This window comes from Methylicorpusculum sp., assembly GCF_030651835.1.
Classification (GTDB): Bacteria; Pseudomonadota; Gammaproteobacteria; order Methylococcales; family Methylomonadaceae; genus Methylicorpusculum.
Genome location: NZ_JAUSBX010000102.1, coordinates 1 through 14488 on the forward strand (window position 1 = coordinate 1; position 14488 = coordinate 14488).

The 14488-nt window shown below is 46.2% G+C and carries 14 protein-coding genes; 4 read left to right on the forward strand and 10 right to left on the reverse strand.

The window, feature by feature from the left end:
* Positions 1 to 556: 556 nt before the first annotated feature.
* The 6 genes from Q7V32_RS13600 to Q7V32_RS13625 form a co-directional block, all read right to left on the reverse strand.
* Positions 557 to 1159 (reverse strand): cytochrome c, encoded by a 603-nt coding sequence (locus tag Q7V32_RS13600; RefSeq protein WP_304897528.1) that lies wholly within the window; start codon positions 1157 to 1159, stop codon positions 557 to 559.
* A gap of 291 nt (positions 1160 to 1450) precedes the next feature.
* Complete coding sequence (locus Q7V32_RS13605; protein ID WP_304897529.1) at positions 1451 to 2500, reverse strand: fatty acid desaturase; 1050 nt, start codon at positions 2498 to 2500, stop codon at positions 1451 to 1453.
* A gap of 13 nt (positions 2501 to 2513) precedes the next feature.
* On the reverse strand, positions 2514 to 4703 hold the full coding sequence (locus Q7V32_RS13610; protein ID WP_304897530.1) for an iron-containing redox enzyme family protein: 2190 nt from the start codon (positions 4701 to 4703) through the stop codon (positions 2514 to 2516).
* A complete protein-coding gene (locus Q7V32_RS13615) occupies positions 4687 to 6438 on the reverse strand; it encodes a carbamoyltransferase C-terminal domain-containing protein (protein WP_304897531.1) in 1752 nt (583 codons plus the stop codon). Before Q7V32_RS13615 ends, Q7V32_RS13610 begins: the two co-directional genes overlap by 17 nt.
* Positions 6439 to 6669: 231 nt before the next feature.
* Positions 6670 to 7071 (reverse strand): hypothetical protein, encoded by a 402-nt coding sequence (locus Q7V32_RS13620; protein ID WP_304897532.1) that lies wholly within the window; start codon positions 7069 to 7071, stop codon positions 6670 to 6672.
* A 98-nt stretch (positions 7072 to 7169) separates the two neighbouring features.
* The gene (locus Q7V32_RS13625; protein WP_304897533.1) at positions 7170 to 7472 is read right to left on the reverse strand and encodes a hypothetical protein; all 303 of its coding nucleotides are present in this window, start codon (positions 7470 to 7472) and stop codon (positions 7170 to 7172) included.
* 251 nt (positions 7473 to 7723) lie between these two features.
* On the opposite strand from Q7V32_RS13625, the gene Q7V32_RS13630 reads away from it, so the two are divergent.
* From Q7V32_RS13630 to Q7V32_RS13640, 3 genes are all read left to right on the forward strand, one after another.
* The gene (locus Q7V32_RS13630; RefSeq protein WP_304897534.1) at positions 7724 to 9295 is read left to right on the forward strand and encodes a hypothetical protein; all 1572 of its coding nucleotides are present in this window, start codon (positions 7724 to 7726) and stop codon (positions 9293 to 9295) included.
* 141 nt (positions 9296 to 9436) lie between these two features.
* Positions 9437 to 9931 (forward strand): hypothetical protein, encoded by a 495-nt coding sequence (locus Q7V32_RS13635; RefSeq protein ID WP_304897535.1) that lies wholly within the window; start codon positions 9437 to 9439, stop codon positions 9929 to 9931.
* An 82-nt stretch (positions 9932 to 10013) separates the two neighbouring features.
* Positions 10014 to 11144: a DEAD/DEAH box helicase gene (locus tag Q7V32_RS13640; RefSeq protein ID WP_304897536.1), complete on the forward strand. Its 1131-nt coding sequence runs from the start codon at positions 10014 to 10016 to the stop codon at positions 11142 to 11144.
* 83 nt (positions 11145 to 11227) lie between these two features.
* On the opposite strand, the gene Q7V32_RS13645 is transcribed toward Q7V32_RS13640, so the two are convergent.
* The 3 genes from Q7V32_RS13645 to Q7V32_RS13655 all read right to left on the reverse strand — a co-directional run bounded on the left by Q7V32_RS13645 (position 11228) and on the right by Q7V32_RS13655 (position 12897).
* Positions 11228 to 11662, reverse strand: a complete 435-nt coding sequence (locus Q7V32_RS13645; RefSeq protein ID WP_304897537.1) for a heme-binding protein — start codon at positions 11660 to 11662, stop codon at positions 11228 to 11230.
* A gap of 104 nt (positions 11663 to 11766) precedes the next feature.
* Complete coding sequence (locus tag Q7V32_RS13650) at positions 11767 to 12210, reverse strand: bacterioferritin (protein WP_304897538.1); 444 nt, start codon at positions 12208 to 12210, stop codon at positions 11767 to 11769.
* Between the two features lie 522 nt (positions 12211 to 12732).
* Positions 12733 to 12897, reverse strand: coding sequence for a hypothetical protein (locus Q7V32_RS13655; protein WP_304897539.1), 165 nt, complete (start codon positions 12895 to 12897; stop codon positions 12733 to 12735).
* Between the two features lie 79 nt (positions 12898 to 12976).
* On the opposite strand from Q7V32_RS13655, the gene Q7V32_RS13660 reads away from it, so the two are divergent.
* Positions 12977 to 13999, forward strand: a complete 1023-nt coding sequence (locus Q7V32_RS13660; protein WP_304897540.1) for a class I fructose-bisphosphate aldolase — start codon at positions 12977 to 12979, stop codon at positions 13997 to 13999.
* Positions 14000 to 14116: 117 nt separating this feature from the next.
* Here the strand turns inward: Q7V32_RS13660 and Q7V32_RS13665 are convergent, their stop codons facing one another.
* Positions 14117 to 14281: a hypothetical protein gene (locus Q7V32_RS13665; protein WP_304897541.1), complete on the reverse strand. Its 165-nt coding sequence runs from the start codon at positions 14279 to 14281 to the stop codon at positions 14117 to 14119.
* Between the last annotated feature and the right edge of the window lie 207 nt (positions 14282 to 14488).

A 14488-nucleotide genomic window follows, 5' to 3' on the forward strand; every position in this document is an offset into this window, starting at 1 on the left:
CTTCCTATTTTATTGGGTGTAGGTGCTTGATTTCAAAGGACGCATGAATACATCCTTGTAGCTCTCTGCAACATCCCTGTTGCAGAAGCCTTTTCAATCAATCACCTACACCTTCTATTTCAAGCGGGCGAGTAGTTACCTTAAAGCAAAAAAAGGCGCCCTGCCTAAGTAATCACTTAAACAGGACGCCAAGCCCCAAAGACAATCGCCTTAAAAAATGGAAATCATTTACAAATTTAGTTTAGATAAAGCAATGCTTATGCCAGAATTAACCCAAGCCTGCTAGTTCTCTATTCCTGCCTCAAAGAGCCCGCCATTTGGCGTGTCTTACTGTCTCAAAAGAAAAATGATGGCCACGCAACGCCAATGGTAAAGGCCAAAGCGCACCAAATCAGGGAAAATATAATCCGGATTTGCACCAGAATTAACCAACGCACAAGGGTGTCGATCAAAAAGTGTGACTTAAAAATGTTTCAAAGAGATAAAACAGGGGATTAGTAGCAGTGACAGGCCGAAACCTGTCACATCAGAGGAATCCACGATCAGAAAGGATGTTTTATTCAGCCGTAACCAGGCCTTTCAAACTGGCAAAATAAGCCGATAAATCCGTTAAATCTTGGTCGGATAAATCTTTTACCATCGATTGCATCAGCGCATTATTACGTTTGCCGCTTTGGTAATCTTTCATCGCCTTGACCAAATAGTTACCATATTGACCCGCTAAACGGGGAATAGCAGGACCTGCATCGGGGCCTTCCGCATGACACCCCAAACACGTTTGGGCCAGTTCCTTGCCTTTGTCGGCGTCACCATCAGCCGGACTGGCGCTGGGGCTGGCTTTTGAGGCCTCAAGATAGGCTGCAATGTTTTCTATGGTTTTATCCGTCAGGCCATTGGCATTGGCTTTCATAGTGCCGTGTGGACGCTTCTGTTCCTTATAGGCTTGTAAAGCAGAAGCGATATAAGCGGCACGTTGACCGCCCACTTTAGGCACATAAAAGGTAGGATAGGCGTTGCTATATCCCGGTGAGCTGTGGCAGCCACGGCAAGTATCAAAGGCAACTTTTCCTTCTTCAAGGTTTGCCTCTGCCTGTGCCGTCATTTGAATGCCTGAGAGCGCCAAAACGCCGAAAGCCAATCCGAATATTGATTTTTTCATTGTTAAGCTGATCCTATATCAAAGAGAAATTTTTAGTTATCTTACTAAAAGCCGCCGTTTATTGATAGCCGGAGTCACCACTCATTAGGGGCAAACTCATCCTAACAGCAACATTTAACAAGACGTCCAGCCCCAGTAAAAAGTTCACGACAACCATGCCGCGCAATTTTTACTAAGTCGAACGGTTTTCCGTATGAAAAGAGTAATTCTGGATTGTTCCGAAAACCCTATTTCTTAAAATACGAGTAAACCGCTTGCAAAAGAAAAATTAAATCAGACTTGATACGCTGACTAATCTCCCCTGCGCGTGTAACTTTCCAATTGCAGTGCTGCATTTTGCCTGAACGAGGTATTACTCAGTCGCACCCACAGATTCGTAACAAAGTAACCGTAAGGCATTTTTGGACCTTGTTCGTAATAAACCAGATCCTGAAATTGCACGGTTGCATTCTGATGATGGCAAATGTGACACGGCAAGCCTAACAGCAGCAGGTTAGAAAACCAGCTATCACTGACCCAGGCAATGGCGTGATGAGTTTCTTCCTCAATTAATCCCCAATGCTGAAAGTAGTTGACGGCCTCCAGCATGCGGACCGCCGAGTAAGCCTGATACAAAAACATCACTGCACACAAAAGACCAAACTCAGCATAAATGAAACCCACGACCGCCAATTCGACTAACAGACCCTGCAATACCTTGTTTGAAACTGTATTGAGTAAAAACCCTCTGCTCTTTTTATCCAGCCTTCGCTTTTCGCAGCGCCAGGCATAGAGAAAGTGCTCTTTGGCAACACGCCGCCAGTAAGCCTTGAAACTCTCATCACGTTGCGCCGTGGTAATATCGTGCGGCGTTCCGATATGACTGTGATGCCCGCGTTTGTGGGCAACCGCAAAATGATCATAACAAACACTCATCAGCAACAGACGGCCAAGCCAGCGTTGCAGGGGTCGGCCGCGATGAATCAGCTCGTGCGCCACAATAATGCCGGAACAGCAAGAGGATGTGCCTACCAGAAAGCGAACGACCAGCAGGTTGATGACGCTGGTCATGATGTCCTGCGTTGTGAGCCAGGTGAGCTCGCCGATAAACCTGATCATCATGGCTAGGTTTATAAATTGGAGAAAAGCCAATCCGTAAAGCAGGCCATTAAAAAAGCCTTCCGGACTGTTTTTAACCGACAGGGGTTTCATTGACGGGCTTAACCAGTCAGCGGCCAATACCAGCCAGAAAGGCATCGTCCACAACAACGCTTCCGGAGCAGAATGCGATCCTGAATTAAGAAAAAGCAGCGATGTGATAGGAAATATGAGGCTCAATAAACTGCTGAGTCGTGAATTCATGATGTCAGGAAACCTAGCGAGACAAACTGGGAGTTGAGAAATGTTGCAGGGGCAGTTTCATACTCAGATAACGAATGACTAATGCCCATTTAAACCAGCGGGTTGCGGTATTTAAAGAGGCATATCCTGCCGAAATACGCAGCCAATGGTTTTGTTGGGTTTGTGCGTCAGAACCGGCAACGATGTCATCCAGATAAGACTGAATGGCTTCTTTCGCAATTGCGGCATGACCGGTACAGGTGTTATCAATAGTGACGTGCAACTTTACGATTGCCGGATCAATTCCCCAAAATTGCAGCTCATCGGCTAAACGCAAATAGGTCTTGCCCAATCCGCTGAGTTCAATCGCCAAATTAAGACCCAGCAATTCAGGTAAAAATTCAGCCGGGTAAAAACCCAGCGACATCATGAATACCGGCAAATCAAAGGCAGTGTCAATAAAACCGGGATACTCACTGAATGCCTTGCTTTGCACTGGCGGCAGGCGAATATCCAGACTTTTCAACAACCGGTCGTAAATGTAAGGATGGTTCTGCTGCCTGATGCCTGCGCCTATCTCATCGTAAAAAATAATCTGAAGCTTTTCGCCTATGGATTTGAAGGGCAAGAAATCCAGTTGCCCGCATTGCTGCAGCCAGCAACCGTCGGTCAAAATCGCCGGTGCAAATTGTTCAATGCCAAAGACATAGGCCTCCCTGGATAATCGAGGGGGCTCGGCCAATGGCCGGTATCCCGACATCTCCTGCTGATAGAACGCTTCAAACCATGATTCGAATGCGGTGTGTGAATAGGTGTTAAGTATTGGCTTATGCCAGCGTCCCGCGCTATTCACTAACTGCCGGGCGTGCTGTTTGGCGATGGACAAGCTGTCCGGGTAGTGCTCGATATTGACCAATTGATAAAACAATTCACGATGGGTAAGCGATCCCGCAACGAGGCTTGTTTGATTGCCGGCTTTTCTGCTTTCAACCCGGGGTAATGCTTGCTTAACCGGCACAACCCCAAGCGGTTCATCCATCAGCCAGGCTTTTAACAACGCTGTTTCGTCAGCCGTCATGACACCGAACATCGGACCTTCAAACGAAAACAGCTTTAACAGTTCGCTGCTGCCTGGATCCTGGGCGTTGAAATACCGCGATGCTTTGACCGCATTTAAAAATCCGTCTGCGTCAAAAGGTGATTCAGCAAACCATTGATCCAACGGCTTTCCTCCTAGCTGGATCCGGCCGTGATGGCCTTGAGCTGCTTTGGCCTTTCGGCTCAATAACGCCTTCAAGGCATCTGGTACGGAACTATTAGCCAGACTTTGAAATTGACCGGCCTCGCTTAATTTATCCGCAGAATCAATAGATAGAAAATAGCCGCATTGCATTCTTCGCCAGACCTGCATCTGGAGCTCATCTTGACCGGTCAAAAGTCCAAGGTAATCCGAGATACACTTGAGCAAGGGGGATAACTGCATCCGGAGCCGGTTTCGACGGTACGAAAAATAATGCTTACCCAGCGCGTCTGAATATGCGATTACTTGTTTTTCGATACCCGTCATACGTTGACAATAAGCCAGACTAAAGCCCAGGATTTCCGGTAAAAAAGTGCGGGGGAACTGTGAAAAAGCCAGCTGCAGAGAAGCCAGCTGAAAGGCTTCATCGAGTATTTCGGGGGTTTGGACGAAACTGAGCGAATAGAGCGCCGGCAACGTCACGGATTGATTCATCATCAAGGACTGATAAAGCTTTGCTAAAGGCTGCTCCGCCGTTCCAAGGCCATTTAATGACAAATAGATACTTGTCAAACCTGCCGCCAACTCGGATTGGCAGCTTGCAACCTGAGAGATTGACTTGAGCCAGCAAGGCTCAGTCAGCATAACCGGAGCCGCTTGTATCAGCGCCAGCCTAAAGCCTGCAACATTTGATAGGGGTGTCAGTTCAGCTAAGTCTGTCCCATGGAAGTGACCCGCGGCCGAGTCTGCAAAACTGTCAGCTTCTTTAAATGGCGTTAGAGAGGACTCATACTGCTTTTCAACCCTGCGTAAATGCTTGACCAAAAAACGTTTGCTATCCGGTAGCCAATCATAATGGCTGCCGATAGTGATCAAGGCATGAAATAAATCTCTTGAATTGATATCAGACTCACCGGCTTTATCCCCTGCAAGCCACTTGTCATGAGGCAAAGGATAAAATGGATGCTCAGTGGATTCGGTCATGAGGTTTGGTGATGAGATAATCATCAATGACCAAAGCATCCAGCCCCGTCGTCAAAAATACCGAAACAGCATCCTCAAGACTGTGGATTAAAGGCTTGCCCATTACGTTAAAACTGGTATTGAGCAGCACCGGCACACCGGTGAGCGCATGAAAATGACTGATTAACCTGTAAAAACGCGGATTCCAATGCTCTTTGACCGTTTGCAGCCGCCCGGTCCCATCAACATGAGCGGTCGCCGCAATACGCTCGCGCATAGTAGGTTTGATGGTCAGAGTTTTATCCATATAAGGTGATTCTTGATAATTTTCAAAATACTCAGGGCCGTATTCATGAAGCACCGAGGGAGCAAAAGGGCGAAAATATTCCCGGAATTTGATGTGCTGATTGATGGTATCTTTCATGCCGGAACCCCGAGGATCTGCCAGAATAGAACGATTACCCAAGGATCTGGGACCAAATTCCGCCCGGTCCTGAACCCAGCCGACAATGGCACCGGATGCCAGCAATTGAGCTGTTTCTTCACAGAGACTATCAGGTAAGTGCCGAATATCAAGCGATCGGTTGTACTGAATCAGCCGATTGATGGCTTCGTTGCTGATACGTGAACCCAAATAAGGGGTCAACAACTGGGGCGGCTTATCCGATTTTATAGGTTTGCGGTGATAAGCCAGCCAAGCCGCACCCAGTGCGGTGCCGTCATCGGCTGGGGCCGATGGAATATGAGCCTGCTTAAAACCGGTTCGTTCCGTAATCTGCCCGTTATAAGACGAATTAAGCGCACAGCCGCCGGCCAAAACCAGATTGTCTTCACCGGTCACGGCTTTCAAATGATTCAGAATTTGCGTCATCAGTTCTGCAAAAAAATACTGGCCGGTAAATGCCAGATCGGCCGCTTTCTTTAGCGCATCTTTCTCTTTTTGCTGGTACGCATTCAAGGCCTCCAGCAGGTCAAAAAAGTGTTGCGGCTGCACGGCAAAGTCAAAACCGTCAACGGCCAGCGTATCTTTAAGCAAGTCATAGAGTTTTTGATCCAGTTTGCCGTATGCGGCCAGCCCCATGACTTTCCATTCCTCGCCTTTCAACCAGTCAAATCCGCACAGCTCGGTAATTTTCATATAAAAAAACCCCAGACTGCCGACACCCCGTGTTTCATGGATGCGATCCAATTTACCATGATGGTATCGGTAAAAAGCCATGGAACCGTTCTCGCCATAAGAATCGATAACAGCACAAGCAGCGTTGCTGAAAGGACTGCTGTAAGAGGCCATCGCGGCATGTGTCAAATGATGATCAAAATCCAGAAAGGAAACCGGGCAATCGGGGTGAAACTCCTTCAAGCGCCTGACCAGATTCAGCCCTGTTTTAAGGTAGCTGCTGTGTTGGCAAGCGATCATATGATGCAGTTTGTAATTTTCCAAAGGAGAACGGAGCTTTTTCAGATCCTTTTTAAGCAGCCCTTTTGCTGTCAACAGCCCCAAGCCACTGATCAGCCGCTCATAATGCGGTCTTTTTTTACGCCAGTTGGTCGCAATTACCAATTCGCAGGGGAAACTGCAATAGCTGTCCAGTACATCGCTTATCCAGTTCAACTGATCCGGCTCACAATTGATCGCTCTTTTACTCTGTAAATAGCGCTCGGTAGCCTCGGCAAACAAGACTTCGCCGTTGTCATCAACAATTGCCAAACCAGGATCATGATAGGTCACGGAAAGACCAATGTAGTATTTTTTCATAGCGGAACGAATAGGAATTAAAGTGCACCAATTATGGGCGCCTTGGTTCCTCTCTGTAAACCTGATAGGTTAAAGATTGGCTCAAAATAACGCCCCAAATTGATCAGTAAGGCAATTTCAATCGCCTTACAAGAAATTCCAATCATCGGGAAGTTGTATCAAGCCATATGATAAACCCCGAAAGGCTTAGTGTGCAGTCATTCACACAGAAAGATAATAAACCAAGCAGAATCAATCGGAGGTTAATTGTTTTAATTTAGCCCCCACCTCTTTGGCTGCTCGTTCACAGGCTACAGCGGAACGCTCCACACGTCTTCTCAGAAAATAACTTATCGAGGCCCCGTCAATCTCGTTGGTTGCATACTCATTAAGTGGATCACAGATGGTATGCATGTTTTGTTCGGCTTGCAGTAGGGCATCATATTCATCGGAGTCATCAACTCCGCCCAGCATCATGACCTCTGTCGTTAACTGATTCTGTAACCGAAAAACGTCCTCTACGTATAAGGTAAACTCTTCTCGAGACTGACTGTATTCACCATACTGCCCGGTCAACACCCCCTGACAACTACACAACAAAAGCGGCATACAAAACAAAACACGAACAGCAAACATCGTTTTTCGTTCTCTCATCAAAATACCATCATTAAAAAATCAGTAAATCGTATAAAAAAATGTTATCCATAGCGCGGGGGCATGAACTGCTGCTTTGCAAATTAGGATAAAAACCCCTATTGAGTAGATGCCAAACGATTGTTATCACACCCTATTTTTAAAAAAGTATACTCACTCTTGTAAACTTTACATTTTTTAAAATACAGCTTTTTACCGTCAAGAATGGACTTTTGCAACAAAGCCGATGATGCATACATAGGCGCTTGACGACAGCATCCCTGCTGCGGACACCCCGCAAAGCTTACCTCATCCTTTTTTATTATTAAATTGGGAATGGCTGAAAATGAGTTTATTGATGCTAAAAGAGGGGTCATTCCAGTTAGATTTTGAAGAATTGACACTATGAGTTGTAAAATCATCGCTACTTTTTATATTGCCAACCACAATTAGAAAGCATTATAAAATGCGTCAGCCAAAAATAGTTATTGGTAGATCATTTAACCCCGGTATTCAGTATCATGCTACCGCTTAAATTGAGAAATCTTTCGACTATGCTGACCTGAATTCATTTTAAAACTTTAATAATGCCTTTATCCTGACACGAAGTATGTAAAATCAGCCACTTAAATAATTTGTCTACGTCCCATTAATTAACCGTGAGCTCAGTCTGATGACAAAAAAAACACTTAGAAAACACTTGGCCGGGATTGAAAAACAATTTGCACAGGACAATCCGACATTGCATGAAGCGGTTAAGGTGTTTCATGAACTGGATCAGATCGAGTATGACCTTGGCTTAATTGATGACGAAGACACCACCGCCACCAAGACAAGCTGGTGGCCGATTATCAGCATTATTGGCGGAAATACCCAGGCGGCCTCCCGATTCATTCAGGAATATATTGATATTCATCAAGCCAGAATGGGCGCACAAACAACTCGGCACAAATTTGCAGTCATGCAATATTGCAGTCCCAGTAATGATGTCATTCTTCCCGGTACCGCACTGGATGCCGATCACCGTCTGCCTTTTCACTCGATAAGTAAAGAGATTGACCGCGCAAGTCCAGGCAGCAGCCAGCAAATCAATGCGTTTCTTGAATTAAAAACGATTAGCAATGACAGGCTCAAAGACAAATTATTTATTCAGTTGCCCCATTTGACTGAAAACACCGTTCCAAAACCCGTTTTCAACTTACTGGCAAAACACACTATCGACATCTCCGATCTCGTGCTGGTCTTTGCCGATTCGTTTAATGCCGAGCCTGAAGCGATTGAAGAAATAGTCCGAACTATTGTTGAACAGCAAGATTCCAACAAATTTATCTACATTATCGATCAGCCTCCTTCCAGCAAGCTGGACATGAGTCCTTGGCAAAGAAAGCTTGATGAACTCGGAATAAAAACTACTGATTTTATTGGACTATCGAGTCAAACCAGCCTGTTTGACCCTGTCAACGCACCTTCTATCAGTATTTTAAATCAACGTATCAATACGATTGGACTCTACCGCAACTACCGGATCATGAACACCCTGGAAAAAAACATTCGCGATATCCATGATGTATTCATACCGGAAATTGTTGAAGCAACCGTTCTATGGAAAGAGCGGTGTACATTTTCAAGCCTGCTTATTTTAGGTTTTATAGCCACATTAATGCTTTTCGCCGAAATCCAGATTGGCTTTTTTGCCATGCTTTTTGACCCTATCATTGGGCCTCTTTTTCTGGTCGCGCTGACCGGCTTCATGATCCCCGTCCATATCGGCATAAGCAAGCTACAAGCTAAACTGATTATTGGCCGCCTGAATGACCGGCAAAAAGAGCTGAATATTATGGAAAATTTATCTGCCGTTTTTGAAAAAAGCCTGACCTCAATGCGCATGTTGTTACCGTCAACGACACCCGTCGGCTGGAATAAGGAAATGAAAGCCCGACTTAACAAATTAACTGCTTTGAGCCGAGAATTAGTTCTGTCGATGAATGATCGCGTGCAAGTGTATGGGGAGGAAAGCCCGTCCCCCGTCACAATGAGCGTTAACGCGTTCATACCCAGAGAAACGGCAGCGGCACCACCACCACCGGCACCGGTGATTTCTCCTACACCTACACCTACACCTACACCTACTCCTACACCTGCTCCTACGCCAGAATCTGCAGCGCCTGTGACGCCAACGACTTCACGATCACGCCTGTTTCCGAACCGCCCCCCGGAAACCAACCCGGACAATACGACCCGTTAAGGATAGGGCTTAAAATAACGTCCCGATTATTGAGTTTTTAGTAGGAGCGAATCCATTCGCCCCTACAGATGACTTCGGTTCGAGAGGTTATTGCGGGTCAAACTCCAAGTATTTAACTGTTGCAACTGGCTTGTGTAAATTATGGAAAATTTAAAACTTTACGCTCAACTCTGTCTATTCAGAAATAACCCTCTTGAATTACCTCGTTCGGTCAGTTTTTTCCAAAAAAATCTTTATTTTTACATACTGATAGAGCTTTTTATTCAAGCCAATGTGACAGACCCGCTTGAGGCAATGATCGGTGTCGCCGTAGAAACAGTCCTGACTTTGCTTTTTGTTGCATGCCTGCTTCGCTATAAAAATGCAATGCCTGGATTTATAGCGGCGGCCAGCAGTTTTTTGCTTTGCGAAAACATAGTGGCATCATTTGGCTTGCCGGTTGTCGTATGGCTCACATCAACAGACGATTTATTGAGCTATTACCTGATGTTCGTGCTGATTATTTGGGATGTAGCCATTATTACTTATCTGATTAAACGGATTTTAATCGTCAATAGCTTATTGTCGTTATTGCTGGCAAGCGGCTATTTTCTGGTGACTTATCTGGGCTCTTATCTACTAATGATAATTATCTGATCCACAAAAACTGAAAATATCGAACTATTCCAAGCGATAACCTTCGCCCACCGCCACAACCCCATCCTCAACGAGATCCTTAATGCCATTTTCCAGCTTCGGGTTGTCAGAAGAGCTAATGCAAGCCATCAAAGATGCCGGCTATACAACACCCACACCGGTTCAGCTTCAGGCTATCCCCGCCATTTTAAAAGGGCGAGATTTACTTGCCTCCGCGCAAACCGGCACGGGTAAAACGGCCGGGTTCACGTTACCCATTTTGCAGCGCATGGCGCAAACAACGTATAGCCGTAATCGGCCTTTACGCGCATTAATTTTAACGCCGACCCGGGAACTAGCCGCACAAGTGGGCGAGTCCGTTAAGCAATACGGCGAGCATCAAAATCCACGCTTAAAATCCGAAGTGGTTTTTGGCGGCGTAAAAATCAATCCTCAAATGATGCGCTTACGAGGCGGCGTCGATATATTGACCGCTACCCCAGGGCGATTACTGGATCTGGTCAATCAAAATGCAGTCAGACTGAATAAAGTTGAAATTTTGGTATTGGACGAAGCCGATAAAATGCTGGACATGGGTTTTAGCAAAGATATCGATAAACTATTAGCGTTACTGCCTAAAAAACGTCAAAACCTGCTGTTTTCAGCCACGTTTTCCAGTGACATCAAAAAACTCACCCGCGATTTACTGGTTAATCCGGTAAAAATCAATGTCGACCCTGAAAACATAGCCGCCGAAACAATCGATCAACTTGTTTATACCGTGAATAAAACCTCAAAAACGGCCTTGTTGACTCATTTGGTTAAAACCAATAATTGGCAGCAAGTGCTGGTGTTTACCAGCTCCAAGCATGGCGCGAACAGACTCACAGAAAAACTTAACGCCGCACGGATCAAAGCCGCAGCAATTCACGGCGACAAAAGCCAGGGAGCCCGTACCAGTGCGCTGGCAGGTTTTAAAGCCGGAGAAATCCGGGTATTGGTAGCCACCGATGTTGCCGCCAGAGGAATCGATATCGCCCAGCTGCCGCATGTGGTCAATTTCGAGTTACCCCGCTCTTCCAGTGATTATGTCCACAGAATTGGCAGAACTGGCCGGGCAGGACAAAACGGACAAGCGGTGTCACTGGTTTCAGAAGACGAATATCCGGTCTTGCTGCTGGTCGAAAAGCTGATTGGCATCAAAATACCCCGCCAACAAATAAATGGATTTTAAGCGACATAAAATCTGCCCCATTCAGGCGGGCATGAATTAGGCTTCTGACTCATCGACACGCTGAGCCCAAAAGCCTAATGCACTCAGGTTCGCCAGGGATGGGAAGGTAAATCCGCCACGCCTATAACATCCACACCGGCTTTTGCAACTTGATGATCGTTTTCTACCGAACTGCCGCTGACGCCGATGGCACCTACTAATATGCCGTCTTTATCGACAATAGGCACACCGCCGGGAAAGGTAATCAAGCCCTGATTGGAATGTTCGATGCCGTAAAGCGGTCCACCCGGCTGGGATAATTGGCCGATTTGTCCTGTATTCATGCCGAAGAAAACCGCTGTCTTCGCTTTTTTGATGGCAATATCGATACTGCCGACCCAGGCCCCATTCATTCGGGTAAATGCTTTTAAATCGGCGCCGGAATCGACAACGGCAATACACATTTGAGTGCCAATTTTTGTTGATTCGGCAATTGCGGCGGCAATTGCCAATTCGGCTTGTTCGTATGTAACATGCATGATCTAACTTCCTTTTTGATGGTAATAAAAATAATGGCTTGTTCCGGCAAGATCATCGGTTCAGGTGGTTACCGATGATCAAAACCAAAACAATAGATCTGAGATTATTCGCCGGGTTTAGTCAACATTTTTCGCACATCGCCCAAATGCATTTCTTCTTGAGCAATCATGCGACGCGCATATTCCTCAAGCAGGACGTTATGCCCGTTAACCAGTTCAAGCAGATTGGTATATTCAGCTAAAGCCAGCGCTTCATGCTCAAGTGATTCCGTCAGAATGGTGCCAATGTCATGGCGATGCGTTTCCAGCAGAGTACCTATACCCAGAGAAGGGTGGCCGCCCAAATAAGTTATCAATTCGCCCGCTTCATTGGCATGAGTCAGAGATTCAGTCGCCTGACTACGCATCCAGGAAACAATGGGGATGCGATTATAGCCAACAATCATTAACGCATAGTGTGTATAACGAACAACGCCTGCCAACTCTGCTTCCAGAATTTTATTCAGTACTTTGATCACGGCTTCATTATCGATTCCGGTGCTAGTCATTAAAGTCTCTCCTGAAGTTTGAATGGATAGCCTTCGACTATAACCGGTTTATCTTCACATGCCAATAAACCCTTTATTAATTGACATGCAAGGCTTCACCTTACATATTCTATTCAACAAAATAAGGTCTGATCCATCAACAATACTCATAAAAAAATCAATTTTTCTGTTGATTGTAAACAGTAAAAATTACGAGTATAACCAAAACACAACTTGCTAATTTAGGTTGCTCCTATCTGAACGAGAAACGTCTGTTTTTCAGAAGGTGCTGGGAGTGCTGCGATGATGTCAAGAGCAAAGAAAGCTGTTATGAACCTTGTTTACTTAAAACATCGTGATTAGTAAGGAATAAGCATAAAATAACTTCCACTAGCAGGACTGTTTGTGGGGTTCGGTGGCTCGTCTGACAGGAGGCCGTGAATACGTCCGTGTAAGGCTTGACGGCGTCAATCCCTGACGCCGACACCTGTCAATCGAGCCACCGAACCCCTTCCAGTCTTTGAAGAGGTTGTTTCAGCTAATTCAAAGGCGCGACCCGTAAGTCGTCATTTCAGCAGGGATTGCCGAAATCCAGGATGCATGGATAGCTCGAAGCTTGCCATCCATGGCACTGGATGCCCGCATCCCTGCGAGCATGACGGACTTTTTGGTGTTTAGCTGAAGCAGTTTGCTAATCAGGTAAAACATTATCCTAAATCAATGATCAGTTTTACAGTTAGCTTAATTCTCTGGCTTAAGAAACCAAGCTCAGACAGGAGACTTTACAATGTCTATAAAAACAGAATTACAAAACACGATTACTGACTTGGCCGTTGCGGGAAAAGGAATACTGGCGGCCGATGAAAGTGCCCCTACCATCATCAAACGCTTTAAAGCAATCAATGTGGAATCAACCGAAGCCAATCGTTGTGATTATCGCGCCTTATTGCTGACGACCCCAGGATTAGGCGAATTCATTAGCGGGGTGATCCTGTTTGAGGAAACCCTGGGACAGACTACCGTTGACGGCAAGAGACTACCGGCCGTCGCTGCAGCCCAAGGCATTGTCCCCGGCATAAAAGTAGATAAAGGCACCATGCCGTTGATCAATGCGCCGGGTGATGTGGTTACGCAAGGTTTGGACGGGTTGACCGACCGCCTGATAGGCTATAAAACCCAAGGCGCTCGATTTGCCAAATGGCGTGAAGTTTATTCAATCAGCCCGGATAATCCAACCCAGGCAGGCATAGCAACCAATGCAGAAGTTCTGGCCCGCTATGCGGCTGTTTGCCAGTCACTGGGCATAGTGCCTATCGTCGAACCCGAAGTATTGCTGGATGGCAGTCACTCAATCGATCGCTGCATGGAAGTCATCGAAATTGTTCAACTTGCCGTATTTCATGCTTTACATCGACACCATGTCGAACTGGAATATATCCTGCTCAAGCCCAGCATGGTCGTACCGGGCAAGGATTCAGGCTATCGGGCCAGCCCTGATGAAATTGCAGAAAAAACGCTGATTGAACTGCGTCGCTCAGTTCCTGCGGCTGTTCCCAGCATCAACTTTCTTTCCGGGGGGCAGACGCCGGAAGAAGCCACGACCAATCTAAATGCGATGAATGCAATCGCCGGCAATGCGCCCTGGCATTTAAGCTTTTCATACGGGCGGGCACTGCAGCAACCGGTACTTGAAGCCTGGCAAGGCAAACCGGGAAATACAGTGGCCGCACAAAAGGCGCTTTATAAACGAGCAAAACTCAACGGCGCAGCCCGTTACGGCAAATATACAAAGGATATGGAACTGGCATAAGCACTGCCAGCATCAAGAAAAATCAGCAGCGCATTGAATGCCTGATTCTGACTGGAGGCGGCGACCTGCTTGTTCGTGGCGAGGTCGCTTAAAAACTTTCCTGATTATAAAGATCAATCAGCTGAGTTCTACTTTGTCATATTCAATGAACGCACCATTCAGAATCGTCATTCCGGCAGGGATTGCCAAGAACCAGATGCCATGGATAGCGAGCGCCGAACACAGCCTTGTATTCAGGATTCCGGCAATCCCTCCCGGAAAGACGTTGTTGCTAATGATCAAACAACCTAGTATTTAATTGCAGAAATAATATATTATATCAGCTATACTAGGCATTATGCCTAGAAAAGCGATAGAAATAACACTGACCACCGAACAAAAACAACAGCTTGAAAAAATAGTCCGCAGTCATAGTGCCGAGCGTCGACTGGTCGAGCGTGCTCAAATTATTTTAGAGTGCGCAACAGGCAAGCAAAATCAAGAGGTTGC

Excerpts from the sequence above, each read along its gene's own strand:
- Q7V32_RS13605 (WP_304897529.1), bottom strand. The coding sequence starts at position 2,500 with ATGAATTCACGACTCAGCAGTTTATTGAGCCTCATATTTCCTATCACA.
- Q7V32_RS13630 (WP_304897534.1), top strand. The coding sequence starts at position 7,724 with ATGACAAAAAAAACACTTAGAAAACACTTGGCCGGGATTGAAAAACAA.
- Q7V32_RS13625 (WP_304897533.1), bottom strand. The coding sequence starts at position 7,472 with ATGATTTTACAACTCATAGTGTCAATTCTTCAAAATCTAACTGGAATG.
- Q7V32_RS13645 (WP_304897537.1), bottom strand. The coding sequence starts at position 11,662 with ATGCATGTTACATACGAACAAGCCGAATTGGCAATTGCCGCCGCAATT.
- Q7V32_RS13635 (WP_304897535.1), top strand. The coding sequence starts at position 9,437 with ATGGAAAATTTAAAACTTTACGCTCAACTCTGTCTATTCAGAAATAAC.
- Q7V32_RS13610 (WP_304897530.1), bottom strand. The coding sequence starts at position 4,703 with ATGACCGAATCCACTGAGCATCCATTTTATCCTTTGCCTCATGACAAG.
- Q7V32_RS13650 (WP_304897538.1), bottom strand. The coding sequence starts at position 12,210 with ATGACTAGCACCGGAATCGATAATGAAGCCGTGATCAAAGTACTGAAT.
- Q7V32_RS13660 (WP_304897540.1), top strand. The coding sequence starts at position 12,977 with ATGTCTATAAAAACAGAATTACAAAACACGATTACTGACTTGGCCGTT.
- Q7V32_RS13640 (WP_304897536.1), top strand. The coding sequence starts at position 10,014 with ATGCCATTTTCCAGCTTCGGGTTGTCAGAAGAGCTAATGCAAGCCATC.
- Q7V32_RS13600 (WP_304897528.1), bottom strand. The coding sequence starts at position 1,159 with ATGAAAAAATCAATATTCGGATTGGCTTTCGGCGTTTTGGCGCTCTCA.
- Q7V32_RS13615 (WP_304897531.1), bottom strand. The coding sequence starts at position 6,438 with ATGAAAAAATACTACATTGGTCTTTCCGTGACCTATCATGATCCTGGT.
- Q7V32_RS13655 (WP_304897539.1), bottom strand. The coding sequence starts at position 12,897 with ATGTTTTACCTGATTAGCAAACTGCTTCAGCTAAACACCAAAAAGTCC.
- Q7V32_RS13620 (WP_304897532.1), bottom strand. The coding sequence starts at position 7,071 with ATGAGAGAACGAAAAACGATGTTTGCTGTTCGTGTTTTGTTTTGTATG.